The 26,860-nt window shown below is 60.0% G+C and carries 22 protein-coding genes and 1 tRNA gene; 15 read left to right on the top strand and 8 right to left on the bottom strand.

Annotated elements, in window-relative coordinates; all coding sequences use genetic code 11:
- Positions 1 to 42: 42 nt before the first annotated feature.
- From DYI22_RS13055 to imuA, 3 genes are read right to left on the bottom strand one after another with little or no spacing between them, the layout of a single operon-like run.
- Positions 43 to 3,174 (bottom strand): error-prone DNA polymerase, encoded by a 3,132-nt coding sequence (locus DYI22_RS13055; RefSeq protein ID WP_213478534.1) that lies wholly within the window; start codon positions 3,172 to 3,174, stop codon positions 43 to 45.
- Positions 3,158 to 4,603, bottom strand: a complete 1,446-nt coding sequence (locus tag DYI22_RS13050) for a Y-family DNA polymerase (protein WP_213478533.1) — start codon at positions 4,601 to 4,603, stop codon at positions 3,158 to 3,160. The genes DYI22_RS13055 and DYI22_RS13050 overlap by 17 nt, the downstream gene beginning before the upstream one ends.
- Before the next feature lie 21 nt (positions 4,604 to 4,624).
- The gene (gene imuA, locus DYI22_RS13045) at positions 4,625 to 5,314 is read right to left on the bottom strand and encodes a translesion DNA synthesis-associated protein ImuA (RefSeq protein WP_213478532.1); all 690 of its coding nucleotides are present in this window, start codon (positions 5,312 to 5,314) and stop codon (positions 4,625 to 4,627) included.
- A gap of 137 nt (positions 5,315 to 5,451) precedes the next feature.
- On the opposite strand from imuA, the gene DYI22_RS13040 reads away from it, so the two are divergent.
- Positions 5,452 to 5,793 carry a 4a-hydroxytetrahydrobiopterin dehydratase gene (locus tag DYI22_RS13040; protein ID WP_213478531.1) on the top strand — a complete coding sequence of 114 codons (342 nt, stop codon included), beginning with the start codon at positions 5,452 to 5,454 and terminating at the stop codon, positions 5,791 to 5,793.
- Here the strand turns inward: DYI22_RS13040 and DYI22_RS13035 are convergent.
- Positions 5,756 to 7,081, bottom strand: a complete 1,326-nt coding sequence (locus DYI22_RS13035) for an NTP/NDP exchange transporter (RefSeq protein ID WP_213478530.1) — start codon at positions 7,079 to 7,081, stop codon at positions 5,756 to 5,758. The genes DYI22_RS13040 and DYI22_RS13035 overlap by 38 nt on opposite strands.
- A 132-nt stretch (positions 7,082 to 7,213) precedes the next feature.
- Between DYI22_RS13035 and DYI22_RS13030 the strand changes: the two genes are divergently transcribed.
- Both DYI22_RS13030 and DYI22_RS13025 read left to right on the top strand, forming a co-directional pair.
- Positions 7,214 to 8,092, top strand: a complete 879-nt coding sequence (locus DYI22_RS13030) for a putative RNA methyltransferase (protein WP_213478529.1) — start codon at positions 7,214 to 7,216, stop codon at positions 8,090 to 8,092.
- Positions 8,092 to 8,463: a YidH family protein gene (locus DYI22_RS13025; protein ID WP_213478528.1), complete on the top strand. Its 372-nt coding sequence runs from the start codon at positions 8,092 to 8,094 to the stop codon at positions 8,461 to 8,463. Before DYI22_RS13030 ends, DYI22_RS13025 begins: the two co-directional genes overlap by 1 nt.
- Before the next feature lie 3 nt (positions 8,464 to 8,466).
- On the opposite strand, the gene DYI22_RS13020 is transcribed toward DYI22_RS13025, so the two are convergent.
- Both DYI22_RS13020 and ggt read right to left on the bottom strand, forming a co-directional pair.
- A complete protein-coding gene (locus tag DYI22_RS13020; RefSeq protein ID WP_213478527.1) occupies positions 8,467 to 8,718 on the bottom strand; it encodes a YkoF family thiamine/hydroxymethylpyrimidine-binding protein in 252 nt (83 codons plus the stop codon).
- A 16-nt stretch (positions 8,719 to 8,734) separates the two neighbouring features.
- Entirely contained in the window at positions 8,735 to 10,498 is a 1,764-nt protein-coding gene (ggt, locus tag DYI22_RS13015; RefSeq protein WP_213478526.1) for a gamma-glutamyltransferase, read from the bottom strand.
- A gap of 110 nt (positions 10,499 to 10,608) precedes the next feature.
- Here ggt and purU point away from each other — a divergent pair, with 110 nt between their 5' ends.
- From purU to pyrF, 12 genes are all read left to right on the top strand, one after another.
- A complete protein-coding gene (gene purU, locus DYI22_RS13010; RefSeq protein ID WP_213478525.1) occupies positions 10,609 to 11,463 on the top strand; it encodes a formyltetrahydrofolate deformylase in 855 nt (284 codons plus the stop codon).
- 126 nt (positions 11,464 to 11,589) lie between these two features.
- Complete coding sequence (gene gyrA / locus DYI22_RS13005) at positions 11,590 to 14,214, top strand: DNA gyrase subunit A (RefSeq protein WP_213478524.1); 2,625 nt, start codon at positions 11,590 to 11,592, stop codon at positions 14,212 to 14,214.
- A gap of 51 nt (positions 14,215 to 14,265) precedes the next feature.
- Complete coding sequence (gene serC / locus DYI22_RS13000) at positions 14,266 to 15,348, top strand: 3-phosphoserine/phosphohydroxythreonine transaminase (protein ID WP_213478523.1); 1,083 nt, start codon at positions 14,266 to 14,268, stop codon at positions 15,346 to 15,348.
- A gap of 2 nt (positions 15,349 to 15,350) precedes the next feature.
- Positions 15,351 to 16,448, top strand: a complete 1,098-nt coding sequence (gene pheA, locus DYI22_RS12995; RefSeq protein ID WP_213478522.1) for a prephenate dehydratase — start codon at positions 15,351 to 15,353, stop codon at positions 16,446 to 16,448.
- Positions 16,449 to 16,469: 21 nt separating this feature from the next.
- Positions 16,470 to 17,594 carry a histidinol-phosphate transaminase gene (hisC, locus tag DYI22_RS12990; RefSeq protein ID WP_213478521.1) on the top strand — a complete coding sequence of 375 codons (1,125 nt, stop codon included), beginning with the start codon at positions 16,470 to 16,472 and terminating at the stop codon, positions 17,592 to 17,594.
- Between the two features lie 32 nt (positions 17,595 to 17,626).
- On the top strand, positions 17,627 to 19,825 hold the full coding sequence (locus tag DYI22_RS12985) for a bifunctional prephenate dehydrogenase/3-phosphoshikimate 1-carboxyvinyltransferase (protein WP_228301023.1): 2,199 nt from the start codon (positions 17,627 to 17,629) through the stop codon (positions 19,823 to 19,825).
- The gene (gene cmk / locus DYI22_RS12980) at positions 19,825 to 20,505 is read left to right on the top strand and encodes a (d)CMP kinase (protein WP_213478519.1); all 681 of its coding nucleotides are present in this window, start codon (positions 19,825 to 19,827) and stop codon (positions 20,503 to 20,505) included. Before DYI22_RS12985 ends, cmk begins: the two co-directional genes overlap by 1 nt.
- Positions 20,506 to 20,635: 130 nt before the next feature.
- The gene (gene rpsA / locus DYI22_RS12975) at positions 20,636 to 22,327 is read left to right on the top strand and encodes a 30S ribosomal protein S1 (protein WP_213478518.1); all 1,692 of its coding nucleotides are present in this window, start codon (positions 20,636 to 20,638) and stop codon (positions 22,325 to 22,327) included.
- Positions 22,328 to 22,457: 130 nt separating this feature from the next.
- The gene (locus tag DYI22_RS12970) at positions 22,458 to 22,754 is read left to right on the top strand and encodes an integration host factor subunit beta (RefSeq protein ID WP_012139425.1); all 297 of its coding nucleotides are present in this window, start codon (positions 22,458 to 22,460) and stop codon (positions 22,752 to 22,754) included.
- A 61-nt stretch (positions 22,755 to 22,815) separates the two neighbouring features.
- Positions 22,816 to 23,118: a LapA family protein gene (locus DYI22_RS12965; RefSeq protein ID WP_213478517.1), complete on the top strand. Its 303-nt coding sequence runs from the start codon at positions 22,816 to 22,818 to the stop codon at positions 23,116 to 23,118.
- Positions 23,118 to 24,287, top strand: a complete 1,170-nt coding sequence (gene lapB / locus DYI22_RS12960; protein WP_213478516.1) for a lipopolysaccharide assembly protein LapB — start codon at positions 23,118 to 23,120, stop codon at positions 24,285 to 24,287. Before DYI22_RS12965 ends, lapB begins: the two co-directional genes overlap by 1 nt.
- 33 nt (positions 24,288 to 24,320) lie before the next feature.
- Entirely contained in the window at positions 24,321 to 25,043 is a 723-nt protein-coding gene (gene pyrF, locus DYI22_RS12955; RefSeq protein WP_213478515.1) for an orotidine-5'-phosphate decarboxylase, read from the top strand.
- A gap of 478 nt (positions 25,044 to 25,521) precedes the next feature.
- Here pyrF and DYI22_RS12950 read toward each other — a convergent pair.
- Together DYI22_RS12950 and DYI22_RS12945 are read right to left on the bottom strand one after the other, a co-directional pair.
- A tRNA-Asn gene (locus DYI22_RS12950) sits at positions 25,522 to 25,597 on the bottom strand.
- A 70-nt stretch (positions 25,598 to 25,667) separates the two neighbouring features.
- On the bottom strand, positions 25,668 to 26,852 hold the full coding sequence (locus DYI22_RS12945) for a pyridoxal phosphate-dependent aminotransferase (RefSeq protein WP_213478514.1): 1,185 nt from the start codon (positions 26,850 to 26,852) through the stop codon (positions 25,668 to 25,670).
- Positions 26,853 to 26,860: the final 8 nt, after the last annotated feature.

Here is a 26,860-nt window from a genome sequence, read left to right as displayed (position 1 = left end):
GCAGTACCGAAAACCCCGCCTTCGTGCGGGGTTTTCTTTTATCTAATGAAAGTTCCGGGATTCCACCGGCAATGAACGAATCAGATGGCTCAGGTCCGAAAGTTTTCCCGCCATCACATGCACGATCTCACCCTGTCGTTCCAGTACACCTTTCACGTGCAACAACCTCGCCGTTAACAGCGGCTTCCGCTGCCGCCGTGCGGTTTCCAGCCACACCACCACATTCACATTACCGGTTTCATCCTCGAGGGTGACAAAGGTGACGCCGGAGGCGGAGCCCGGGCGCTGGCGACCGGTGACCAGGCCGGCGACCTGAACGGGAATGCCGGCTTTGGTGGTTTTGAGCTGTTCCGCGCTCAAACAGAACTTCAGGTGGCCCTGTTCCCGCAGCAGCGCAAGGGGGTGACGTTGCAGCGTCAGGCCCTGGCTGGCGTAGTCGGCGAGCACGTTCTGGCCTTCGGTAGGTTCCGGCAGCTGGTGGCAGTGCTCTGGCCGGTATTCCAAGACCTCTTCCCCGGCAAACAATTCGCTGGGTTGCTCGTGGTCCAGCAGCTGCCAGTAAGCCTGGTGGCGGTTGCTGGTGAAATCGGGCATGGCGTTGGCACCGGCGAGCAGTTCCATGTCCCGCTGGTTGAGGCTGGCCAGCCGGCGTAGTTCGCTGGTGGCGCGGTAGCCCGCTACCGGCCGGTGTTGGTGTAGTCGTTGTCCGCCGCTTTCCGATAGCCCCTGTATCAGGCGCAGTCCCAACCGCAGGTGGCGGTCAGGACCTTCGAGGGTGTGATCCCAGTGGCTGTGGTTCACATCCGGCGGCAGCACCGTGACGTTATGGCGGCGGGCATCCTGCACCAGTTGCGAAGGGGAGTAGAAGCCCATCGGCTGGCTATTGAGCAGGGCGCAGTAAAACGCCGCGGGGTAGTGGCGCTTGATCCAGGCAGACACATACACCAGCAGGGCAAAGCTGGCGGCGTGGGATTCCGGGAAACCATAACCGCCGAAGCCGCAGATCTGCAGATACAGACGCTCGGCGAAGTCAGCGTCATGACCACGCTCCAGCATGCCGCGGATGAGCTTGTCGCGGAACGGGGTCAGGTCACCGTGAGATTTCCAGGCGGCCATGGCCCGGCGTAGCTGGTCGGCTTCGCCCGCGGAAAAGCCGGCGGCCACCATGGCCAGTTTGATCACCTGTTCCTGGAAGATAGGTACGCCCAAGGTTCGTTCCAGCACTTTGCGTACGGCGTCGTTGGGGTAATCCACCGGTTCCAGGCCGTGCTTGCGACGCAGGTACGGGTGCACCATGTCTCCCTGGATGGGGCCGGGGCGCACAATGGCAACTTCGATCACCAGATCGTAATAGGTCTCGGGCTTGAGACGCGGCAGCATGTTGATCTGGGCCCGGGATTCCACCTGGAACACGCCAATGCTGTCGCCTTTTTGCAGCATGGCGTAGGTGGCGGGGTCTTCGGCGGGAATGTCCTGCATGGCAAAGGGGTGGCCCTTTGCCATGCTGATCAGCTCCAGCGCCTTGCGGATTGCAGACAGCATGCCCAGCGCCAGCACATCCACCTTCATCAACCCCAGGCTTTCCAGGTCGTCCTTGTCCCACTGGATAACGGTGCGCCCTGCCATGGCGGCGTTCTCGACCGGCACCAGTTCTGCCAGTGGTCCGGCACTGATCACGAACCCGCCCACATGCTGTGACAGGTGGCGGGGGAAACCCAGTAAGGTGTTCGCCAGGGTAAAAAACTGGTCGGCTACCCTGGGGTTGCGGGTCAGGCGTTTGTCGAGGATCTGCTGGCGCCAGTCGGTGGCTCTGTCGCGCCAGTCCACGCCGTTGAGCAGTTGCTCCACCAGTGCGGTATCGAACCCCAGCGCCTTGCCCACGTCACGGATGGCGCTGCGCGGACGGTAGCGGATAACGGTAGCGGCCAGCGCTGCCCGTTCGCGGGTGTAGCGACGGTAAATATACTGAATCACCTCTTCGCGGCGTTCGTGTTCAAAGTCCACGTCGATGTCCGGCGGCTCGTTGCGGTCTTTGGAAATGAAGCGCTCGAACAGCAGGTCCACTTTGGTGGGGTTCACCTCGGTGATACCCAGGCAATAGCACACGGCGGAATTGGCCGCGGAGCCACGGCCCTGACACAGAATGCCCTGGCTGCGGGCAAACGCCACAATGTCCTGAATGGTGAGGAAGTAATGCTCGTACCTCATCTCGGAAATCAGCGCCAGCTCCTTGCGGATCAGCGCCTGCACCGTCAGTGGTGTGCCATCGGGAAAACGCCGGCGTTCGCCTTCCCAGGTCAGGCGGTGCAGGTAACTGGCGGGGGATTCGCCTTCAGGGACCAGATCGGGCGGGTACTCATAGCGCAGGCTGCCGGGTTCAAAGACGCACTGTTCGGCGATGACCAGGCTTTCTTTCAGCCAGGCCTCGGGAAACAGCCGTTGCAATACCGACAGGGGACGCAGATAGCGTTCGCCGTTCTGGAACAGATGGTGGCCAGCCTGTTCCAGGGAGGTGTTATGGCGAAGGGCGGTGAGCACATCCTGCAGCGGCTGGCGTTCGCGGTGGTGCATGTGCACCTGCCCGGTCGCGGTGATCGGGCAGCGCAGGTCCGACGACAGCTGGCGTATCCGGCTCAGGTGACGGTCCTCTGCGGATTCCAGGGTACGGCTGGCGCCCAGCCACAGGCGGTCGCCAAACAACCAGTGCAGCCACTCGCCGCTTGCCAGCGCTTCGCTGTAAACGGCGTGGTCGGGCAGGGGCGGCAGCCAAAGGCACAGGCACTCCTCGAGAGGATGAGTTTCCAGGTCCTCACGGAACAACCGGTACTGACCCTTCTCTGCCCGCCGCCGGCCGGTGGTAATCAGTTGGCACAGCTGGCCATAACCGGCGCGGTTGCGGGCCAGCAGGATGAACTGTGGTCGGGTGCCGTTGGCCGGGGCGTCTTCCAGCTCAAACCAGCTGCCGGTGATCAGCTTTACCGGGCTGTCTTTCAGCGCCGCCCAGGCCCTGGGAATGCCGGCCACGGAGCAGGCATCGGTGATGGCGAGGGCCCGGTAGCCCAACTCCGCCGCTCGTTCGGCCAGTTCGTGAGGGTGTGAGGCGCCGGTCAGAAAGGTGAAGTTGCTGAAGCAGTAAAGCTCGGCGTAAGGCATTGCTTCAGCCGAACCAGCCATGAACAAACCAGCCTCCCCGCACATCCCGGAACACCCACGCCAGCTGACCGCCGGCCAGCCCGGCGATGTAGTAATCCCGGTGCACCCGTTGGCCATCCCACCAGCCGCCGCTGATCCGTTCGGGGCCGGAATACCAGGCCACCGGTGCCTCAGGCAGGGATTGGGGGCCGTTCAGCAACCATAATGGCCGGCGCGGCAGGCTCGACAGATCCTGTATGGCAGGCCGGGCTTTGCGCTGAACCTCCGACGCGGACCAGGCCCGTTCAGGGCGGTGGTCCGGTTGGGGTGACAGCTGTTGCAAGGCGTCGCTGCCCAGCCGTGCCTGCAGGCGACTGATCAGTGTGTGCCAGGCTTCGTTCAGGTCCGGGATTTCACCCAGCAGATCATTGCCTGCGACGGCTTCCCGGCCCAGGAAGCGACGCACGGACAGCACCAGTGAGATCACGGGAGCCGGCAGCGGGTGTTGCTCGAAGCGCAGGCGGATCAGGTTCAGAAATGCCTCGGCCCGGTGTTCCGGCCCCGACGTGCGAATGCGCAAGCGGGTAGGCTCGTGATGTCGGTGGGTCAGTATCAGCAGCAGGCTGTCGGTGTCCTGTTGGCGCCAGCACAGGTCTTCTTCCAGCTCGGTCAGTATGCGCTGCAAGGGGAATAGCAGGCCTTCCGCGCGCTCGATGTCCTGCACAAAATCCGCCTGCTGGCGAAAATGGTGTGGTGGCTGCCAGGGTTGTTGCGGATCTGGCCGGCTGCCCTGGATTTTCTGTACCCGGGCGAGTGTTTCCGGTGTCAGCCGTCTGGCCAGCTCGGCAGGCGGCAAGTTCATGACCTCCCCCAGGCGGGTCAGCCCCAGACGCTGAAGCCGGGTCAGGGTGCGGTCGTCAAAGCCGGCGGCAGCCAGGGGCAGATTGTGGAGGTGCCGTTCCATATGGCCCTTGTCTGCGGTGCACTGGCCCTGGCCGGCCCGGGCGCAAAGACGGGCCGCCAGCGGCGTTGTCCCGGTAGCCATCCAGGCGTTCAGGTGTCGTTCCGAGAGTGCCTGCTCCAGGGTTTGCCAGAGCGCCGCCAGGCCACCATAGAGTTTTTCCAGGCTGCCCACTTCCACCAGCAGTCCATCGGGCGGGTAGGGCACAATGCTGGCGACATGGCGGTACAGCCAGCGCGCCTGTTCGGCCAGAATCTGTTGTTCGCGCCCGGGGTCCGCGTGGGCGATGGCCAGCTCCGGCACCAGATTGATGGCGGTTTTCAGGCGTGTGCCCGCTTGCACACCCTGGGCCTGGGCTAGTGGGCAGGCTTGCAGCACTCGCTGGGCGGAGTGATCCACAACCACCAGTGCCGGTTCGCTGTTTTCTTCATGCTGTTCATCACCCCCGCTGCGGGAGCAACGAATATGATCCAGCAGCAGGTGCGGGAAATGCAGGTAAGCCCAGAGCATGATGCGGTGCCTTTATGCCGGTCAGGGAGCGGATGCGGACCAGGGGCCCTGAACCACCCGGCCTGATTCGTTTGCAGACAAACCGGCACGATGCCCCAGGGCCAGAGTGCAACGCTGGCCGGGCCAGCTGCCCCGGCGTTTCAGTACGTTGATGCGCAGATCCTGCTGTTCGCCAGCGTCCAGTTCCAGGCGCAGGGCTGCGGGAGAGCTCTGCTCGGCCAGTTTGCAGCTGCGAAACAGCACGCAGACGTTGCTGCCGGCTTCCGCTGCCAGTTGCAGACGGCGGATATCCCGGGCGGCCAGTTTGCCCGGCCAGGCCAGCACCAGTCCGGTGACGGGAGAACGCAGGCAGTTTTCCAGAGTCCAGAGCAGGTCGCCGCTGTCTTCGGTGTGGATCATTACAACCTGATCCAGATCCACCCCTTCCCGAGCCAGGGCAGGGGCGTAAGGGGTGTGCGGCGGGTTCAGCCAGAACACGGTTTTGCCGGCACGGGATAACCGCTGCATCAGCGGCAACACCAGTTGCAATTCGCCAATGCCCGGCGCCTCCAGCAGGCACTCGCTCAGTGCGCCCCGGGGCCAGCCGAGGCCGCCGAGCTGATTGTCCAGTACCTGATAGCCGGTCGGTTCGGCGGGCTGGGTGGTCAGGGTCTGGCGATGCCCCTGCCAGATGCGGGCATCCTGCATCAGCGTGTTCAGAAGATTGCTCATGGGTCTGTCTCTGCCTGTTCAGAATACTGTTTAAATATACAGTATTCTGAACAGGGGCAGAATTCAAGAGCGGGCTTGATAATGTGGGTGACGGCAGCCACGCTTGTACTACGGTTAACCATCAGGGAGGTTGCACCATGAGTTCACTCACCGAGCAGTCCTGCGAAGCGTGCCGGGCGGATGCGCCCAAAATAGCGGACAGCGAGAAGCACGACCTGCTGGATGAAGTTCCTGACTGGCAGCTTATTGAGCTGGAAGGCGAGGAGCAGTTACAGCGGGTCTTCCGATTTAGGAATTTTGCCGAGGCGCTGGCGTTCACCAATAAAATCGGAGAACTGGCCGAGGCAGAGGGGCATCACCCCGCGATGTTGCTGGAGTGGGGCAAGGTGACCGTGCGCTGGTGGACCCACAAGATCGGTGGTCTGCACCGCAATGATTTTATCATGTCGGCCCGCACCGATGCCGCTTATCAGAACTGAGCGGCTGCGACGTGCTTGCTATGGACTGTTGGGTTCTGCCCAACCATAAGGCCAGTAGCACCCACATGAGCGCCAGCGGAACCGCCACGCTGGCAACCGCCGCCAGCCCGGTGCCGAAGCGCCCGAGCAGGCCTTCAACCTGCGCGCCCACCACGTCACCGCCACGGTAGACGAAGGTGTCGATAAAGGCCTTGGCTTTGTACTTTTCTTCCCGGCTTGCCACCGTATACAGGGTTTCCCGGGCAGGGCGCATGATGGCCCTTTGTACCGCACGGAAGGAGGCTTCCAGTGTGATCAGTGCAGCGAGGGAGCCAACCATGGCAAGGCCGATAAAGCCGAAGGCTGCTGTTAGCGGTAGCAGCGCCAGTGTGATATGCACGCCCACACGTTTCATCAGGTGACCGGCGACCAGTGCCTGCGTGACCAGCGTGGCAACCTGGGTGATCAGGTCGATTCTGGCGAACAGGGTGGTTCTCTGGTCGGTGCTTTCGCCCAGTTCGGCCACCATCTGCAGTCGCGTGAAATAGATGAACGTCGCCATAATGGCCAGAATGATGACGTAGGTGGCAATGCCCAGCAGGTAGCGGGAGCGGAACACCGCCCCGAAACCTTCCCAGGCACTGCCACCAATCAGCTCCCGGTCCTCAATGGCGGGGCGGATATCGTACCTCTGCTCGGCCGAGTCAGGACGGATGTGGGTGACCGCCCAGCACGACAGCAACGCCAGCGCCAGGAATGCGGTGCTGACAAGCAACAGGGCGGGCGTGCCCAGCGGTTCGGCCAGTACGGAGGTCAACCAGGGGCCGAAAATCGCGCCACAGGTACCACCCACGGCAATCACGCCGAAAAACCGTTTGCCCTGATCGAGGCTGAAGCGATCCGCCATCACGGCCCAGAACACCATGGTAATGAACAGGTTGAAGACACTGAACCAGACATAGAAGATCTGTCCGGTGGTAATGCCGATGACATTTGGCGTGAGCGTCATGGCCAGATAGAACATCACCAGGCTGAAGCCGGAAAAGCCGTAGGTGGCGGTGATGAAGGTCAGGCGGCGCAGGCGACTGACCAGCAGGCCAAACACCGGGTTGACCAGCAGAGTGATGACCGCCGTCCCGACAAACAGCCAGCGTACGGTGTCGATGCCACCCTGCAGTCCGAGCGCTTCGCGGGCGGGGCGTAGCACCATCAGGGCGGTCAGCACGCAGAAAAAGAAGAAGGCGGCGAGCAGAACTGGAATCCATTCGTTGCGGTTGATGTTGAACAGCTTGGCAAGCGGGTGATTCATAGTGGGAGGCCGGGCCGGTTTCCGGTGAAGCGTGGCTTTCAATTTAGACCATTGCCCGCGTTTGGGTTAGCCTTGCGCTCTTGTGGTTGCTGTTGCCTTTACAGTCTTCAAACGCATTCGGGCGGAACGCGCATGTCCATCGAACCCTTTCTGGCTCTCGCCTGTCCGCTGGACGGAGAACCTCTGATTCAAACCGGTACGGCCTGGTGTTGTCCGGCAGGCCATAACTTCGATGTTGCCCGTCAGGGGTATACGCACCTGTTACCGGTACAGAACAAACGCTCCCGCCATCCGGGTGACAGCAAGGAAATGGTGGCCGCCCGCCGGCGCTTCCTGAACAGCGGGTGCTATCAGCCCATCGCCGATGCCGTGAACCGGGCGGTGTTGGGGGAGGGCGCCGATGAGCCGCCGCTACGTTGCCTTGATGCAGGGTGTGGTGAGGGGTATTACCTGCGCGAGCTGGGGGAAGCCTGCCCGGAAGGCAAGACCCTGGAGGCTTTGGGGGTGGATATTTCCAAGTGGGCGGTGCTGGCGGCTGCAAAGCAGGACAAGCGCCCGGCTTGGGTGGTGGCCACCAACGCCCGGTTGCCGGTATTGTCCGCGTCCGTGGACCGGGTGCTATGCTTGTTCGGATTTCCTGTGTATGCGGAATTTGCCAGAGTACTGAAACCCGGTGGCCTGCTGATACAGGTGGATGCGGGGCCCGAGCATTTGCGGGAGTTGCGCGAGATCATTTACCCCACACTGAAGCCGGAGAAGACGGCGGTTCCTGAGGATCCCGAGGGCTTCATCACCCTGAGCACCGCAACGGAACGCTTTCCCCTGGCACTGGACAGTCAGGAGCGGATTGCGGATCTGCTGGCGATGACGCCACACTTGTATCGTGCCCCCGTTGAGGGTCTTGAGCGCGCCGCGGCATTGACATCGCTGGCCGTTACCGTGGATGTTCGCCTGACCTGCTATCAGTGCGTGCCTGGCAACCCTCCACTGGATGAGAAGGAAAACGCCTGATGTCCGATCTGAAGGATCCACGGGTTCTGTTTGCGGCAGAACGTACACTGCTGGCGTGGAATCGCACCAGCCTGTCCTTCATTGCCTTCGGGTTCCTGATTGAGCGGGCCGGGCTGTTGCTGCACGCCCTGGCTCCCCAGGCGGTGGGTGCGATCAACGCGGTGCTGGCGTTCTGGATCGGTATCCTGTTCATCCTGCTGGGTGCGTTTGCCGCGATCTGGTCTTCCCGTCAGTTCCGTGCGTTATTGCGCACCCTGACCCCGGCGGAGTTTCCCGAAGGGTACGGCTTCCGCTGGGGGCTGGTAGTCAATATGATCGTGGCGTTTCTCGGCACGGTGCTTGTTGTCGCCCTGTTCGTCGGGCGGGTATAGGGGTTATCCCTTCGGCCGCCGGTCACCCTCCATAATCTTCGCAACAAACACCGACTTGCCGTAAGTCTCGAAGGACCATTTCAGGGTGTCCGACAGCACCTTCATCACCTCGTCATACTCGCCGAACATCTCGGTGCTCATGCGCCCCGGGTACACTTCCAGGCCGGTCTGTTTGAGCCGCTCAATCAGATCCCATATCGGTTGTTTGTAGTCGTCCTTCAGTGGATAACAGCTCAGTTGTACGGATAGATACATGATGTCTCCCCGGGGTTCAGTAACCCCTTGCTGATGATGTACTGCGTCTTGGATCGGCGCCGCCGGAAAGCGTTCCGTCCTCACCAATCAGAATGCTCTGGATGGCGCCCATGGCATTGGTGGTTCTGACCGAATGGCCGCGGTCTTCCAGCAGGCGGATGGTGTCCGGGCTGAAGCCCTGTTCAATGAATATGGCATCCGGCAGCCACTGATGATGCATTCGCGGCGCAGACACCGCGCTCTGGATGTTCATGTTGTGGTCAATCACATTCAGGATCACCTGCAGGGTGGTGGTGATGATCCGCGAGCCGCCGGGGCTGCCGGTGACCAGAAAGTTGCGGTCGCCCTTGCGAACAATGGTGGGCGACATCGAGCTGAGCATGCGCTTGCCCGGTTCCACCTTGTTGGCCTCACCACCGATCAGCCCAAAGGCGTTGGGTTCGCCCGGCTTGGCGCTGAAATCATCCATTTCATTATTCAGCAGAAATCCGGCGCCGGCGACGGTGATGCCTGAGCCGTAACTGAAGTTGATGGTGTAGGTGTTCGAGACCGCGTTGCCCCAGCGGTCGACAATGGAGTAATGGGTGGTTTCCGGGCTTTCATAGCCGCCGGGTGCGCCGGGCTGAATCTCGCTGGCCGGTCGTGCCCTGTCGGCGTCAATGCCCTTGCGCAGTTCGCCGGCGTAGGACTTGGACAGCAGGCCATCCAGCGGGACCTCGACAAAATCCGTATCGCCCAGGAACTTCGAGCGGTCGGCGTAGGCCAGTTTCATGGCTTCGGCCATGTAATGCACCGTGGCGGCCGAATTGTGGCCGAGTTCGGCCAGCGGGTAATCCTCCAGAATGTTGAGAATCTGGATGATGTGGGTGCCGCCGGAAGAGGGGGGTGACATGGAGAGCACCTCGTAGCCCCGGTAGCTTCCGCGCACCGGTTTGCGCACGGCAGGCTGGTAGTTTGCCAGGTCAGCGGCGGTGATCAGGCCGCCGTGGCGCTGCATTTCCTCGACAATCAGGCGTGCGGTCTCGCCCTGATAGAACCCTGCGGTGCCGTGATTGGCAATGCGCTGCAGGGTAGCGGCCAGGTCCGGCTGTCGGAAGCGCTCTCCCGGCTGCCAGGCCGAGCCATCGGCACGATAGAACGTAGCGAGGCTGGCGGGCCAGCGGTGCAGCCGCTCCTGCGCCTGTTCCAGGCCTTCGGTGAAGCGGGGCGGTACGACAAATCCCTCACGCGCCAGTTCAATGGCCGGTGCCAGTGCGTCGCTCAGGGAGAGAGTGCCGAAACGTTCCAGCGCCAGCGCCAGGCCCGCCACGGTCCCCGGCACACCCGAGGCAAGGTGGGTGAAGCGGCTGCGGTTGGTCACCACGTTGCCGTTCTCATCCTGGAACATGGTGGCGGTGGCTGCGGCCGGGGCTTTTTCCCGGTAGTCGATGGCTTCCACCGGGCCGCCATCTCCCGGGGCCACCAGCATAAAGCCGCCGCCGCCGATGTTGCCGGAGCGCGGCTGCACCACCGCCAGTACGAAACCGGCGGTGACGGCGGCATCCACCGCATTGCCACCGCTCTTCAGCACCGTCAGCGCTGCATCCGTGGCCAGGTCATGGCTGGTGACCACCATGCCATTGCGACCGGTTACCGGGTGGTGTCGTTCACCTTCCAGAATGGCCTGGGCATTCAGTGCCGTGGCCACTGCCAGCAGGACAAAGGCGAGGGCAACGCGGGTGGCGAGTGAGCGGCCTCTGGAGGCGGTTTCAGGAGGTACCCGGGGGAGGTGTCTGTCCATGTGCTTGTTCCTCGTTTCTGGCATTCAGATAGGCTATGATAGCCGGTCATTTTTACGGGTGTGAAACCTTCGCCCCCGCTTTCCCGGATCAGAACTAAGGAAAGGCTTCCATGGAGCATACCTATCGTCTTGTGATTTCCTGCCCGGACCGGGTGGGAATTGTCGCCAAGGTGAGTAATTTCCTGTCCACCTATAACGGCTGGATTACCGAGGCGAGCCACCATTCAGACACCCACACAGGGCGTTTTTTCATGCGTCACGAAATCAAGGCCAGTTCGATTCCGTTCGGTCTTGATCAGTTTCGTGCGGCCTTCGACCCGATTGCCCGTGAGTTTGACATGGACTGGCACGTGGCGGATTCGGCGCAGCCCAAGAAAGTGATCCTGATGTGCAGCAAAGAGTCCCACTGCGTGGCGGATCTTCTGCATCGCTGGCACAGCCGCGAAATCAACGCCGAGATTGTGGCGGTTATCTCCAACCATGACGATCTGCGCCGAATGGTGGAATGGCACGAGATACCCTATCACTGCATTCCGGTATCCCGCGACAACCGGGACGAAGCCTTTGGGGAAATCGATGGCCTGATCGAAGGCTACAACGCCGATGTGGTGGTGCTCGCCCGTTATATGCAGATCCTGCCAGCGACTCTGTGTGAAAAGTACTCCGGCAAGGTGATTAACATCCATCATAGCTTCCTGCCATCTTTCGCCGGTGCGCGGCCCTATCATCAGGCTTACAGCCGGGGCGTGAAACTGATTGGCGCCACCTGTCATTACGTCACCCAGGACCTGGACGAAGGCCCGATTATTGAGCAGGACGTGATCCGCATCAGTCACAGCGATTCCATTGAAGACATGGTCCGCCTCGGCAAGGACGTGGAGAAAAACGTGCTGGCCCGCGGCCTGCGGTCCCACATTGAGGACCGGGTGATTACCTACCAGAACAAGACGGTGGTTTTTGATTAAGAGCGGTTCGCAGTTGCCCCGGTAAGGGGCTGACTGTGTTAGTATTGGCCGCTTGTTAAAGAATAACTACGGGGCGCGTATAAAGCCCTGAAACGACTTCCAGCAAACGCAAAGGAACCTTTCTCGATGGGTGAGTTAGCCAAAGAGATCCTGCCGGTTAATATTGAAGATGAGTTGAAGCAGTCCTACCTCGATTACGCCATGAGCGTAATCGTTGGCCGGGCGCTCCCGGATGTTCGTGACGGCCTCAAGCCGGTTCACCGTCGTGTTCTGTTCGCCATGTCCGAGCTTGGCAACGACTGGAATAAGGCGTACAAGAAGTCCGCCCGTGTGGTCGGTGACGTTATCGGTAAATACCACCCCCACGGTGACTCTGCGGTTTACGACACCATTGTTCGTATGGCCCAGCCATTTTCCCTGCGTTATCCGCTGGTAGACGGTCAGGGCAACTTCGGTTCCATTGACGGCGACAACGCCGCTGCCATGCGTTACACCGAAATTCGCATGGAAAAGGTCGCGCATTCGCTGCTGGCGGATCTCGACAAGGAAACCGTGGATTTCGTCGACAACTACGACGGCACCGAGCGCATTCCCGAAGTGCTGCCGACCCGGGTTCCGAACCTGCTGGTCAACGGTTCCTCCGGTATCGCGGTGGGCATGGCCACCAACATCCCGCCCCACAACCTGACCGAAGTGGTCAATGGCTGTCTGGCGCTGATCGATAACCCGGATCTGACCATCGACGAGCTGATGGAATTCATTCCCGGTCCCGATTTCCCCACCCAGGGCATTATCAACGGCCGGGCCGGCATTGTTGAGGCTTACCGTACCGGGCGTGGTCGCATTTATATCCGCGCCCGTCATGAGATCGAGCACGACAAGAAAACCAACCGCGATGCCATCATCATCACCGAGCTGCCCTACCAGTTGAACAAGGCCCGTCTGATCGAGAAGATCGCCGAGCTGGTCAAGGAAAAGCGACTCGAAGGCATCACCGAGCTGCGGGATGAGTCCAACAAGGAAGGCATCCGCGTGGTGATTGAACTGCGTCGTGGTGAGAACCCTGAGGTCATCGTCAACAACCTGTTCGCCCATACCCAGCTGCAGACCGTGTTTGGCATTAACATGGTGGCACTGATCAACGGCGAGCCGAAGATCCTGAACCTGAAGGAAATGCTCGACGCGTTCGTGCGCCACCGCCGTGAAGTGGTGACCCGACGGACCATCTACGAGCTGCGTAAGGCCCGTGAGCGCGGCCACATCCTGGAAGGCCTCACCGTTGCCCTGGCCAACATCGACGAGATGATCGAGCTGATCAAGGCCTCGCCGACGTCGGTTGAAGCGAAAGAAAAGCTGATGTCCAAGGGCTGGGCGCCGGGCGATGTGCTGGCGATGCTGGAGCGTGCCGGTGAGGATGCCTGCCGCCCCGACGACCTGCCGGAAATCTACGGCCTGCGGGATGGCCTGTACTACATGTCTCCGGAGCAGACCCAGGCCATCCTGGACATGCGCCTGCACCGTCTGACCGGTCTGGAAACCGAGAAGCTCCAGAATGAGTACAAGGAAATCCTCGAGAAGATCGCCGGTCTGCTGGAAATCCTTGCAGACCCGGATCGTCTCATGCAGGTCATTCGCGAAGAACTGGAAGCGGTGGTGTCCGAGTTCGGCGATGAGCGCCGCACCGAAATCACCAGCTCCCAGCGCGACCTGACTATCGCAGACCTGATTGATGAAGAAGACCTGGTGGTGACCATTTCCCACGGTGGTTACGCCAAGACTCAGGCCGTTGAAGACTATCAGGCCCAGCGCCGTGGTGGCCGCGGCAAGGCCGCCACCTCCATGAAAGACGAGGATTTCGTCGAGAAGCTGCTGGTGGCCAATTCCCACGACACCATTCTGTGCTTCTCCAACCGAGGCAAGGTGTACTGGCTGCGTGTGTTCGAGATTCCCCGCGCCAGCCGCGCGTCCCGTGGCCGTCCGATGATCAACATCCTGCCGCTGGACGAAGGTGAGCGCATCACCACCTTCCTGCCGGTGCGGGATTACCCGGAAGACCAGTTCGTGTTGATGGCCACCTCCGCCGGTGTGGTGAAGAAGACTCCGTTGCCAAACTTCTCCCGTCCGCGCAGCAGTGGCCTGATCGCACTTTCCCTGGATGAGGGCGATACCCTGATCGGCGCCGCCATCACCAAGGGCGATGCCGAAGTCATGCTGTTCTCCACCGCGGGCAAGGCCGTGCGCTTCAACGAAGAAGCGGTGCGCCCGATGAGCCGCACGGCTCGCGGGGTTCGTGGTATCCGTATGCCGGAAGGCCATCACGTGGTATCGCTGATTATTCCGCAGGAAGGTGGCGTGCTGCTCACGGCCAGTGAAAACGGTTATGGCAAGCGTACTGCCATCGAAGAGTTCCCGACCTACAGCCGCGGCAGTCAGGGCGTTATTGCCATGCAGTGCTCGGAACGGAACGGCAATCTGGTCACCGCACTGCAGCTGTTCGACGGCGATGAAATGATGCTGATTTCGGACAAGGGCACCCTGGTGCGTACCCGCACTGACGAAGTATCGGTGCTGAGCCGGAATACCCAGGGCGTGCGCCTGATCAAGCTGAGCCAGGAAGACGAGCGCCTGGTCGGTGTCGAGCGTATTGCCGAAAGTGACGACGCCGACGAGCTTGGTGAGGCCGTTGCGGAGCCTGAAAACGCGGGTGAAGGCAGCGCAGACAACGCGGAAGAGGGTGCTGGCGAAGAATAACGCCAGCCGATTTCGCGGAACGACAGGTAAGACTTGAGAGATCACAGGAACATGAGCAGGGCGTATAACTTTTGTGCAGGCCCGGCAACCTTGCCGGAAAGCGTGCTGCAACAGGCACGGGATGAGATGCTCGACTGGCGCGGCACGGGCATGTCCGTGATGGAAATGAGCCATCGCAGTGATGAGTTCGTCGAGATCGCCGAAACGGCCGAAAAAGACCTGCGTGAATTGGCCGGTATTTCAGATGATTACGCGGTACTCTTCATGCAGGGTGGAGCTTCGAGTCAGTTCTCGACCATCCCGCTGAACCTGCTGGGTGACAAGTCTTCCGCCGATTACATCAACACCGGCATCTGGTCCAAAAAAGCCATTGCCGAGGCCAGCCGTTACGGTGATGTCCACGTGGCAGCCAGCAGCGAAGCGGAGGGTTTCACCACGATTCCGGAGCAGAGTGCATGGGATACCCGTGCCGACGCGGCCTACCTGCACTACACCCCGAATGAGACTATCGGCGGCCTGGAATACGACTTTGTGCCGGACAGCGGCAATGTGCCGCTGGTGGCGGATATGTCCTCCACCATGCTGTCCCGGCCTCTGGATGTTTCCAGATTCGGGCTGATCTATGCCGGCGCACAGAAGAACATCGGGCCGTCCGGTCTGGTGGTGGTGATCGTCCGCAAGGATCTTCTGGGCAAGGCCCGTCGGGAAACCCCGACGATGATGAATTATCAGGTCATCGCCGATAACGAATCGATGTACAACACCCCGGCCACCTATTCCTGGTACCTGGCCGGGCTGGTTTTCAAATGGCTCAAGGCCCAGGGTGGGGTCACGGCGATGGGAGAGATCAATCATCGCAAGGCGCGGAAGCTTTACGATTTCATCGATAACAGCGGCTTTTACGCCAATCCCATTGATCCTCGTTTCCGCTCCTGGATGAATGTGCCGTTCACGCTGGCTGACGATGCACTCAATGGTGCGTTCCTGAAGGGTGCCGATGAGCGCGGGCTGCTGAACCTGAAAGGCCATCGCTCGGTTGGTGGTATGCGTGCCAGCATATACAACGCCATGCCCGAGGCGGGCGTGGATGCGCTGATCGCCTACATGGCGGAATTTGCCAGGGAGCGTGGCTGATCATGACCGATGAGCAAACCCGACTGGGTGAACTGAGGGACGAGATTGATCAGCTCGATCAGCAGATCATGGAACTGATCAGCGCCCGCGCCAAATGTGCCCAGGAAGTGGCCAACGTGAAGATGGCGGCCAACCCCCAGCAGGACGTGTTTTTCTACCGCCCCGAGCGCGAGGCGCAGGTACTGCGTCGTATCAAGGAACAGAATCCGGGGCCGTTGTCCGGCGAAGAGATGGCGCGGTTGTTCCGTGAGATCATGTCCGCCTGCCTGGCGCTGGAAAAGCCCATGCACATAGCCTTCCTCGGGCCCGTGGGCACATTCACCCAGTCTGCGGCGCTCAAGCATTTTGGCCATTCCGTGGTCAGCGTGCCGCTGCCTGCCATTGATGCGGTGTTCCGCGAAGTGGAATCCGGAGCAGCCCACTATGGCGTGGTGCCGGTGGAGAACTCCACCGAGGGCATGATCAATCACACTCTCGACATGTTCATGTCCTCGCCGCTGAAGATCTGCGGTGAGGTGCAGTTGCGCATTCACCATCACCTGCTGGTATCGCCGGCGAACAAGGATCAGGAAATCACCCGGATCTACTCGCACCAGCAATCGTTTGCGCAATGCCGTCAATGGCTGGATACCCACCGCTACGGCATTGAGCGGATCACCGTCAGCAGTAACGCGGAAGCGGCGCGTCGTGCGGCGGAAGAGCCGGGTGCCGCTGCCATCGCCGGCGATATGGCCGCCGAGTTGTACGGTCTGGAAAAAGAAGCCAGTAGCATTGAGGATCGTCCGGACAACACGACGCGCTTTCTTATTATCGGTCGCGAAGAAGTGCCTGCCAGCGGTCATGACAAGTCCTCGATTCTGGTTTCCATGCGTAACAAACCCGGGGCCCTTTACCAGCTGCTGGAGCCCTTCCATCGCCACGGCCTCAGCCTGACCCGGATCGAAACCCGGCCATCCCCCAGCGGTACCTGGGCGTACGTGTTCTACATCGATTTCGAGGGGCATACGGACGATGAACAGGTGCGCAAAGTGCTGGCGGAAATTGATGAAGAGGCCGTAGAACTGAAACGGCTGGGGTCTTATCCGATCGGGGTTCTGTAAGGCGATGATCAGGAAGGTGTGTTGATGGTTGATTATCAGAGTCTTGCGGTCCGGGGCGTTCAGGCGTTGTCGCCGTATCAGCCGGGCAAGCCCATTGCCGAGCTGGCCCGTGAGCTGGGTCTGAATCCGGACGACATCGTCAAGCTGGCCAGCAATGAAAACCCCCTTGGTCCCAGCGAGAAAGCTCTGGAGGCAGCGCGTGACGCCCTGGGCGAGCTTTGTCTCTATCCCGACGGCAATGGTTTTGATCTCAAGCAGGCCCTGGCGGCGCGCTTCGGCGTAGAGACGTCGCAGATTACCCTGGGCAATGGCTCCAATGACCTGCTGGAGGTGATCGCGCGCTGTTTTGCCGATGGGGATTCCGAAGTGGTGTTCTCGCAATACGCCTTTGCGGTGTATCCGCTGGTCGCCCAGGCCATCGGCGCCCGTGGTGTGTCGGTCCCTGCCAGAGACTGGGGGCACGACCTGGATGCCATGGCGTCGGCGATCACGGAGCGCACCAGACTGGTGTTTGTTGCCAATCCCAACAATCCGACCGGCACGGTGCATGGCGCCGAGGCGGTTCTGGCGTTCCTGGAAAAGATTCCTGCCCGGGTGCTGGTGGTGCTGGATGAGGCCTATTGTGAATACCTGCAGGGCGACGGCTACGCTGACGGCGTGACACTGCTGTCCCGCTTCCCGAACCTCATCGTTTGCCGGACCTTTTCCAAGGCCTGGGGGCTGGCGGCACTGCGGGTGGGCTACAGCATCAGTTCACCGGCCATTGCCGACATTCTCAACCGGGTGCGCCAACCCTTCAACGTCGACACCATCGCGCTGGCGGCAGCCACTGCAGTACTTGGTGACGCGGCGTACCTGCAGCGATCCTGCGAGGTAAATGCCGCCGGCATGGCGCAACTGGAGGCCGGCTTCCGGGCACTTGATCTGCCCTTTATTCCATCCGCTGGCAACTTCATCGCGGTTGAGGTGGGCGATAACGCCATGGAGATCTATCAGTCGCTGTTGACGCAAGGCGTGATTGTGCGCCCGGTCGGCGGTTACGGGATGCCCAGGCACCTGCGGGTGTCTATCGGCCTGGAGCACGAAAACGCCAAGCTTTTGCAGGCGCTGGCGAAAGCCCTTGGCCGTGACAGTCAGGGAGCCTAGCCGTGGCGATCGCTGAGCCAGCATTCAAGCGCATGGCCGTTATCGGGCTGGGACTGATTGGCGGGTCGCTGGCGAAAGCGGTGCGTGTTAACCGGCTGGCGGCCACGGTGGTCGGTACCGACACCCGCGAGGAAGAGCTTGCCCTGGGCGTGGAGCTGGGCGTTATTGACGAAGCGGCGGCCTCCATCGCGGACGCAGTGACCGGCAGCGATCTGGTGGTGCTGGCGGTACCGGTTCGTGCCACCCGCGACGTGCTCAACGCTGTGAAACCTTACCTTTCAGCCGGTGCGGTGCTGACCGATGTGGGCAGCACCAAGTCCAGTTTTGTGGAGGATGTGAAGGCGGTGTTTGGCGAGGTGTCGCCAACGGTGATTCCCGGGCATCCCATAGCGGGATCGGAGAAAAGCGGTATCCGTGCGGCCAACCCGGACCTGTTCGCCAATCACAAAGTGATTCTGACGCCGGCAGAAAACGTCGATTCATCCGCGCTTATGCGTTTGCGGGCCTTGTGGGAAGGTTGTGGTGCTACCGTACTGACCATGTCGGTTGCGTATCACGACGAGGTGCTGGCGGCGACCAGCCATTTACCTCATCTCATCGCGTTTTCACTGGTCGATACCCTGGCCGGTGAAGATGAGAATATGGATATTTTCCGTTATGCGGCGGGCGGCTTCCGGGACTTTACCCGCATTGCCGCCAGTGACCCGGTGATGTGGCACGATATATTCCTGTCCAATCGGGATGCGGTCCTGCGTGGCATTGATCACTTTACCCACGATCTGGACCAGCTGCGCACGGCCATTGCGAATCAGGACAGTGCGACCCTGCTCAGAGTTTTCAGTCGCGCCAAGGCGGCGCGGGAACATTTTTCGAGAATGCTTTCAGGACAGGCTTACGTGACAAACAACAGTCAGAAACAGGTAACGTTCCGGCTTCAGCCCGGCGGCAGTGTCACCGGCGATATCCGGGTGCCTGGCGACAAATCCATCTCCCACCGCTCCATCATGCTCGGTGCCCTGGCAGAGGGGATCACCGAGGTGAAAGGCTTCCTTGAGGGCGAGGACAGTCTCGCCACACTGCAGGCCTTTCGCGACATGGGCGTTACCATCGAAGGCCCGGACGACGGCTTCGTGCGCATTCACGGTGTGGGCCTGAATGGGCTCCAGCCGCCCCGTGGTCCGCTTTATCTCGGCAATTCGGGCACCGCGATGCGCCTGTTTTCCGGCCTGCTGGCGGCTCAGACGTTTGACTCCGAGCTGACCGGGGACAGCAGTCTGTCCAAACGTCCGATGGGGCGCGTGGCCGATCCGCTGAGAGCGATGGGAGCGGTCATCGATACCGCTGAAGGCGGACGTCCGCCGCTCAAGATTCGCGGCGGTCAGCACCTTACCGGTATTCATTACGAAATGCCGGTAGCCTCAGCGCAGGTCAAGTCGTGCCTGTTGCTGGCCGGTCTCTATGCCGAGGGCGTGACATCGGTCACCGAGCCCGCGCCTACGCGGGATCACACTGAACGGATGCTGGCGGGTTTCGGTTACCACGTTCACCGGGATAACGGGACGGCGAGCGTATCGGGCGGCGGTACCTTGACCGCCACCGCCATCGATGTGCCCGCGGATATCTCATCAGCCGCCTTCTTCCTGGTCGCGGCCAGCATTGCGCCGAACTCCGAGCTGGTGCTGCGCCACGTGGGGATGAATCCGACCCGGGTCGGCGTCATCAATATCCTCCGCATGATGGGTGCGGACATTGAAGTGCTGGCAGAGCGGGAAATTGGCGGTGAGCCGGTAGCGGACCTGAAGGTTCGCTCGGCACAGCTCAAGGGGATTGATATTCCGGAAGCGGAAGTGCCGCTGGCCATTGACGAGTTTCCGGTGCTGTTCATTGCGGCGGTTTGCGCCCGGGGCAAGACCGTGCTGCGCGGCGCCGAAGAGTTGCGGGTGAAGGAAAGCGACCGTATCCAGGTTATGGCCGACGGGCTCGCGGAACTGGGGGTAGAAACCACGGTCACACCGGATGGTATTGTTATCGAGGGTGGCCAGACCATTGGCGGCGGCAAAGTCGACAGTCACGGCGATCACCGCATTGCCATGTCGTTCGCGGTGGCCTCCCTGTGCGCCGTTGGTGATATTGAGGTGACCGACTGCGCCAATGTGGCGACGTCGTTCCCCGGGTTCGTGGATCTGGCGCTTCAGACCGGGATCCGCATTGCCGCCGAAGGAGGGGAGTGATGTCCTCCGTTATGGCGCCAGTGATCACCGTTGACGGCCCCGGCGGTTCCGGTAAGGGCACGATCACCCAGATGCTGGCCAGACGGCTTGGCTGGCATCTGCTGGACAGCGGTGCGCTCTATCGCCTGACCGCACTCGCCGCAACCCGGCAGGGCGTGTCCCTGGACGATGAAGCCGGCCTGGTCGCGGTGGCTGCCAATCTTGACGTGGCGTTCGAGCCAACCGCGCCCGGTGAGCCGGTGCGGGTTATACTTTCCGGTGAGGATGTCACCGGGGATATCCGCACCGAAGCTACCGGGGACAACGCCTCACGGGTTGCCGTTATGCAGCCGGTCCGCGATGCGCTGCTCCAGCGCCAGCGGGATTTCCGGCAGGCGCCGGGGCTGGTTGCTGATGGCCGGGATATGGGGACCGTTGTGTTCCCGGATGCTCCGGTGAAGATTTTTCTCACCGCCAGTGCCGAAGAGCGGGCCCGCCGACGCTACAGCCAGTTGAAGGACGCCGGGGTCGATGTTAACATTGATGTCCTTTTGGAAGAGATACGGGTTCGCGATGAGCGGGATATGAACCGTTCTGCAGCCCCGCTCAAGCCAGCAGATGATGCGCAAGTCATTGATTCTACGGGTTTGAGCATAGAAGAGGTGTTAGACAGGTGTATGGCCGCAGCAGGTCAGGCCTGACTACACCTTTTTGTCGTTGGAATGCCGGATGCAGCGTTATCTGCCAGCCACAGGCTGCTTCCGGACACTACTAACAGACCGTGTTGCTGGTAACACGGAGCACACTTGCGTTGATCATATAGGACACATAATGAGCGAGAGCTTTGCGGATCTTTTTGAAGAAAGCCTGAAAGAAATTGACATGCAACCGGGTTCCATTGTCCAGGGAACCGTAGTTGACGTCGACAACGACTGGGTCACCGTTAACGCCGGGCTGAAGTCCGAAGGCGTTATCCCCGCCTCCCAGTTCCTGAACGAAAAAGGCGAGTTGGAAGTTGCTATTGGCGACGTTGTCGATGTAGCTCTCGATGCTGTTGAAGACGGTTTCGGCGAAACCCGTCTGTCCCGAGAGAAGGCCAAGCGCGCTGAAGCCTGGAAGGTACTCGAGAAGTCCTTCGAAGCGGAAGAAGTGGTCAAGGGCATTATCAACGGCAAGGTCAAGGGTGGTTTCACCGTCGATCTGGCTGGCATCCGTGCCTTCCTGCCGGGCTCTCTGGTAGACGTTCGTCCGGTTCGCGACACCGCGCACCTGGAGAACAAAGAGCTGGAATTCAAGGTCATCAAGCTCGACCAGAAGCGTAACAACGTGGTTGTTTCCCGCCGCGCCGTTCTGGAAGCTGAAAACAGTGCCGAGCGTGAAGCTCTGCTGGAAACCCTGACCGAAGGTCTGGAAATCAAAGGTATCGTCAAGAACCTGACCGACTACGGCGCGTTCGTAGATCTGGGCGGTGTTGACGGCCTGCTGCACATCACCGACATGGCCTGGAAGCGCATCAAGCATCCGAGCGAAATCGTGAATGTGGGCGACGAAATCAATGTGAAGGTCCTCAAGTTTGACCGCGAGCGTAACCGCGTATCTCTGGGCCTGAAGCAGCTGGGCGAAGATCCCTGGGTCGATATCAAGGGTCGTTATCCGGAAGGCAGCAAGGTTACCGCACGTGTAACCAACCTGACCGACTACGGCTGCTTTGCCGAGCTGGAAGAAGGTGTTGAAGGTCTGGTTCACGTCTCCGAAATGGATTGGACCAACAAGAACATCCATCCGTCCAAGGTTGTCCAGGTAGGCGACGAAGTGGGCGTGATGATTCTGGATATCGACGAAGAGCGTCGTCGGATCTCCCTGGGCATCAAGCAGTGCGTGTCCAACCCGTGGGAAGATTTCTCCAGCAACTTCAACAAGGGTGACCGCATCTCCGGTAAGATCAAGTCAATCACTGACTTTGGTATCTTCATCGGTCTGGATGGCGGCATCGACGGTCTGGTTCACCTGTCTGACATCAGCTGGAACGAGACTGGCGAAGAAGCCGTTCGCGAGTACAAGAAGGGCGACGAAGTTGAAACCGTTATCCTGTCTGTTGATCCGGAGCGTGAGCGTATCTCCCTCGGTATCAAGCAGCTGGAAAGCGATCCCTTCGCCGAGTTTGTACAGCTGAACGACAAGGGCTCCATCGTCAAGGGCACTGTTTCCGCCGTTGACGCCAAGGCCGCCACCATCGCTCTGAACGATGAAGTTGAAGCTGTTCTGAAAGCCTCTGAAATCAGCCGTGACCGTGTTGAAGATGCACGTAACGCGCTTAAGGAAGGCGAAGAAGTTGAAGCCAAGATCATCAGCATCGATCGCAAGAATCGTGTTATCAACCTGTCCGTGAAGTCCAAGGACGTTGAAGACGACAAGCAGGCGATCGAAACTGTTCGTGGCAAGACTGCAGAATCTTCTGGTGCGACCACCATCGGTGATCTCATCAAGGAGCAGATGCAGCAGCAAAACGCCAACAAGGAATAAGTTTTCCGGTTGGTACGAAAAAAACGGGCTCTAAGAGCCCGTTTTTTTTGTGTTTTTTTCTGGTTTGGCTAAACTAGGGTCATGGAGCTGGAAACCGGCTGTCCGATAATAAATAAGAGGGATGAGCCTCATGACGAAGTCTGAACTGGTTGAGCTGATTGCGTCCAAACAGACGCAGCTTTCCGTGAAAGATGTGGAACTGGCTGTAAAAACTATCATTGAGCATATGTCTCAGTCCCTGTCTAATGGACAACGGATCGAGATCCGTGGTTTCGGCAGCTTTTCCCTGCACCATCGTGCGGCAAGAACGGGCCGGAACCCCAAAACCGGCGAGGCGGTTCAGCTGCCAGCCAAGTTCGTACCGCATTTCAAGCCAGGCAAGGAATTGCGCGAACAGGTGAACGACAGCCTGAAAAAAGGCTTCTGACCGCAGTCTATTGGAATGACACTGTTCGGGATCACCGAATCTCTGGAGGAGCACTACGGCAATGGCAGGGTTGCAGAAAATTCTGATTATTCTGTTGGTTTTGTTGCTCGTCCTGGTGGCGCTGGTTTTTTCTCTCAACAACCAGATGGCGGTATCTCTCAACTTCCTGGTGTATGAGACTCAGCCCCATGGTGTGGCTGTCTGGATCATTATGGCTTTTGTACTCGGAGCCCTGGTGGGTGTCGTTATCACCATGCTGGCAACCTTCCGGGCTACCGTCTCACGTCGAAACCTGCAGAAACAACTTGCTCGCACCGAGCAGGCATTGGAGAAATCCAGGGCCGAGAACGACCGGACGCTTTAATGGAAATCGTGTTTCAGTGGCTGCTTCTGACCGTGGCTGTTGCCGCCGGTTGGTTTGCCGGGCGTCTCGGAGGCTCCTCGCGGCGCTCGAAAAAAGTCATTGCCGATGAAGAGTCGGTGAGAGATCGCCTGCAGTTCCTGTTTACCAATTATTCCGACCAGGCCGTGGAGAACTTTGTCCAATCTCTGGCCGTTAATCGTGACACCGTCAGCCTGCACCTTTCCATTGGCGCCCATTTCCGCCTCAAAGGTGAAACCGATCGCGCGATACTGATTCACCAGAACCTGCTGGCACGCCCGGAGCTGCCCCCGCGATTCTCACCCCAGGTTACCTATGAGCTGGCGCTGGACTACCAGAACGCCGGCTTGCTGGATCGGGCGGAAGCACTGTTACATGAGTTGATGGGCGATCGAGACTACGGGCGCAAGTGCGCGTTGCAGTTGATCGAGCTGTATCAACAGGAAAAAGAGTGGGGCAAGGCCGCCCAGGTGGCGCGGACACTGACCAATGGACAGGCCGATCCAGCGGTCCAGAAAATGCTGGCCTACATAACCTGCGAGCTCGCCGACGAAGCCTTCAAGAAGGACGAGCGCTGGGGGGCGCAGAAGCTGGCGAAGGAAGCGTTGGACTACGATCGCTCCTGTGTGCGGGCGACGTTCATCCTGATGAAGTTGCAGATCCGGCATGGCAATTTCAAAGAGGCGGCCAGCCAGAGTCTCAAGGTATTTGACCAGAACCCCGAATTTGGCTCGGAAGCGGTGGACCGGCTGATGAAGCTGGAGCATGAGCACGGAGACATCGGCAGGCTGGTCAAGAAACTCCGCAAACTGTATGAAACCTGGCCGAGCACCAGCTTGCTACTGGCGCTGGTGGAGTCGGTTGAGCGAGCGTCGGGCCGGCCGGCGGCTATTGAATTGCTGCGGCTGGAGCTGGAAGTGCGTCCGAGTGTTCGCGGCCTGCTGCGGTTGGTGGAAATGGCCGGCTACGAAAAAGGCATGAGCACCGACGAGGGCCGACTGGTTAGCCGCATTGGCCACCTGATCCTTGTTAACCGGCCGGTCTATCGCTGTGTCAGCTGCGGCTTTTCCGGCAGGCAGTTACACTGGCTCTGCCCCAGTTGTAAGCAATGGGAAACCGTTCGCCCGATACAGGGTGTGGAAGCTGAATAATCCTTTCGATTCGATTACCTGCAGGACCTGACTGTGCAAACCAACACCGATCCGAAAATCATCGTTGCCCTCGATTTCCCTTCAGAAACCCCGGCGCTGGCGCTGGTCGATCAGCTCGACCCGTCGAAGTGCCGCCTGAAGGTCGGCAAGGAGCTGTTCACCCGTTCCGGTCCGGCGTTGGTGCGTGGTCTTCAGGATCGTGGTTTCGATGTGTTCCTGGATCTGAAGTTCCACGATATCCCGAACACCACATCGGCTGCTGTCGCGGCCGCCGCAGATCTTGGCGTATGGATGGTGAACGTGCACGCCTCAGGCGGCGAGAACATGATGGTTGCCTGTCGTGAACGTCTCGAAGCCTTCGGTGAAGACCGTCCGCTGCTGATTGCCGTGACCGTGCTGACCAGCATGTCGGCGGCTGATCTTGCCGGTATCGGCATTCAGGACAGCCCGGAAGCTCACGTTTCCCGTCTGGCCACCTTGACCAGAAACTGCGGTCTCGACGGCGTCGTCTGCTCCGCACAGGAAGCTCCGAAACTGAAAGCGGAGCAGGGCACCGACTTCAAACTGATCACCCCGGGAATCCGCCCCCTCACTGCCGACAAAGGCGACCAGCAGCGCATCATGACTCCTACGGACGCCCTCAAGGCTGGATCCGACTACCTGGTTATCGGGCGGCCGATTACCCAGGCCTCTGATCCTCTGGCGGCTTTGGAGGCTATTCACTCTGAGATCTTGGCGGCTGACTTTGGTGCCTAGTAATCTAGTTCGACCCTAGCCTTTATGCTTGGCGGGGTGGTGTGGCTGGAACCGCCTCCCAAAAACCGCTACAAGCACGTCCGTGTGCGCTTCTCTCCGGCCATCCATGGCCTCCGAAATTTTTGGGAGGCGGTTCCAGCCACACCATTTTGGCAATGCTGCAATAGTCACCAACGTAGGTCGGATTACGCTTCTCTCACCCAACCTACGACTATCTGGACTATACCTCTGAAGCTTAATGGGGTTGATGGGGCCTTTCTCCCAAAAATTTTGAGGGCCAAGGATGGCCCGAAAGAAGCGCACATGGATGTGCTCGTAGCGGTTTTTGGGAGAAAGGCCCCATCAAACCTTTGCACCAACCCAAGCAGGCTAGGGCAGAGCCAAAACAGCGATCACCAATCCAGGCAGGAATAAAAACCATAAAGGCCAAGAACGAAAAAGCCCGCTAACTCAGAGAATTAGCGGGCTTTCAGAATAGTGGCTCCCCGAGCTGGGCTCGAACCAGCGACAAACGGATTAACAGTCCGTTGCTCTACCAACTGAGCTATCGGGGAACGTCGTCATGTGACGAGGCGCGTATATTAAGGTGGCTATACCGCCCCGTCAACCCCTGGCAAAAACTTTTTAGCCGAGGGCTTTCTGCAACCGCTCAATGGCCTTTTTCAGGTTATCCATGCTGGTTGCAAAGCTCAGGCGCATGTGACCGGGCGAGCCAAACGCAGAGCCCGGAACCAGAGCCACGCCGGCTTCGGTGAGCAGCTTCTCCGCGAACTCCACGTCAGTGCTGACACTGGCATCCGCGTCAATGGCGCCCTGGAAGCTTGGGAACACATAGAAGGTTCCGTCGCCGTTCAGGCACTCCACGCCGGGCAGCTTATTAAGGGCGTCCACCAGCCAGTCGTGGCGTTCCTTGAACGCCTTGACCATTTCACCCACGCACTCCTGTGAGCCATCCAGGGCGGCCTGGGCAGCAGCCTGGGAAATCGAGGCCGGGTTGGAGGTGCTCTGGGACTGAATCTTCTTCATGGCGCCGATAATCTTCGCCGGGCCAGCGGCGTAGCCGATGCGCCAGCCAGTCATGGAATAGGCCTTGGACACACCATTGAGAACAAACGTGCGATCGTACAGCTCCGGCGTCGCATTCAGGATGTTGCAGAACGGCTTGCCGGTCCACAGGATCGGCTCGTACATGTCGTCGGTGGCGATCATGATGTTCGGGTGCTTCTTCAGCACTTCACCAATCGCCTGCAGCTCTTCAAGGGTATAAGCCATGCCGCTGGGATTGGACGGGCTGTTGATGACGAACAGGCGCGTGCGCTCGGTGATGGCGCTTTCCAGCTGCTCCGGGGTAATCTTGAACCGGGTGTCGGCGCTGGTTTCGATAATCACCGGCTTACCCTCGGCCACCAGCACCATGTCCGGGTACGACACCCAGTAGGGTGCTGGAATAATGGCTTCGTCACCCGCGTTCAGAGTGGCAAGTGCGAGGTTGAAAAAGCTCTGTTTGCCACCACTGCTTACCAGAATCTGGTTGGCTTCGTATTCCAGGCCGTTGTCCCGTTTGAACTTCGCAATGGTCGCCTTTTTCAGAGCGGGCGTACCATCCACCGCAGTGTATTTGGTCTGGCCGTTATTGATGGCTTCAATAGCTGCCTTCTTGATGTGCTCTGGGGTATCGAAGTCCGGCTCGCCGGCACCGAGGCCGATAATGTCCTGGCCTGCAGCGCGCAGTTCGGCTGCTTTATTGGTAACAGCGAGGGTGGGAGAGGGCTTGATTGCCTGTACTCGGCTGGAAAGTTGAAGGTCCAAACTTGCGC

Origin of the sequence: Marinobacter lipolyticus (assembly GCF_018424605.1) — a bacterium.
In the GTDB taxonomy this organism is placed as follows: Bacteria; Pseudomonadota; Gammaproteobacteria; order Pseudomonadales; family Oleiphilaceae; genus Marinobacter; species Marinobacter lipolyticus_B.
This window is presented reverse-complemented; position numbering and strand designations above follow the sequence as displayed.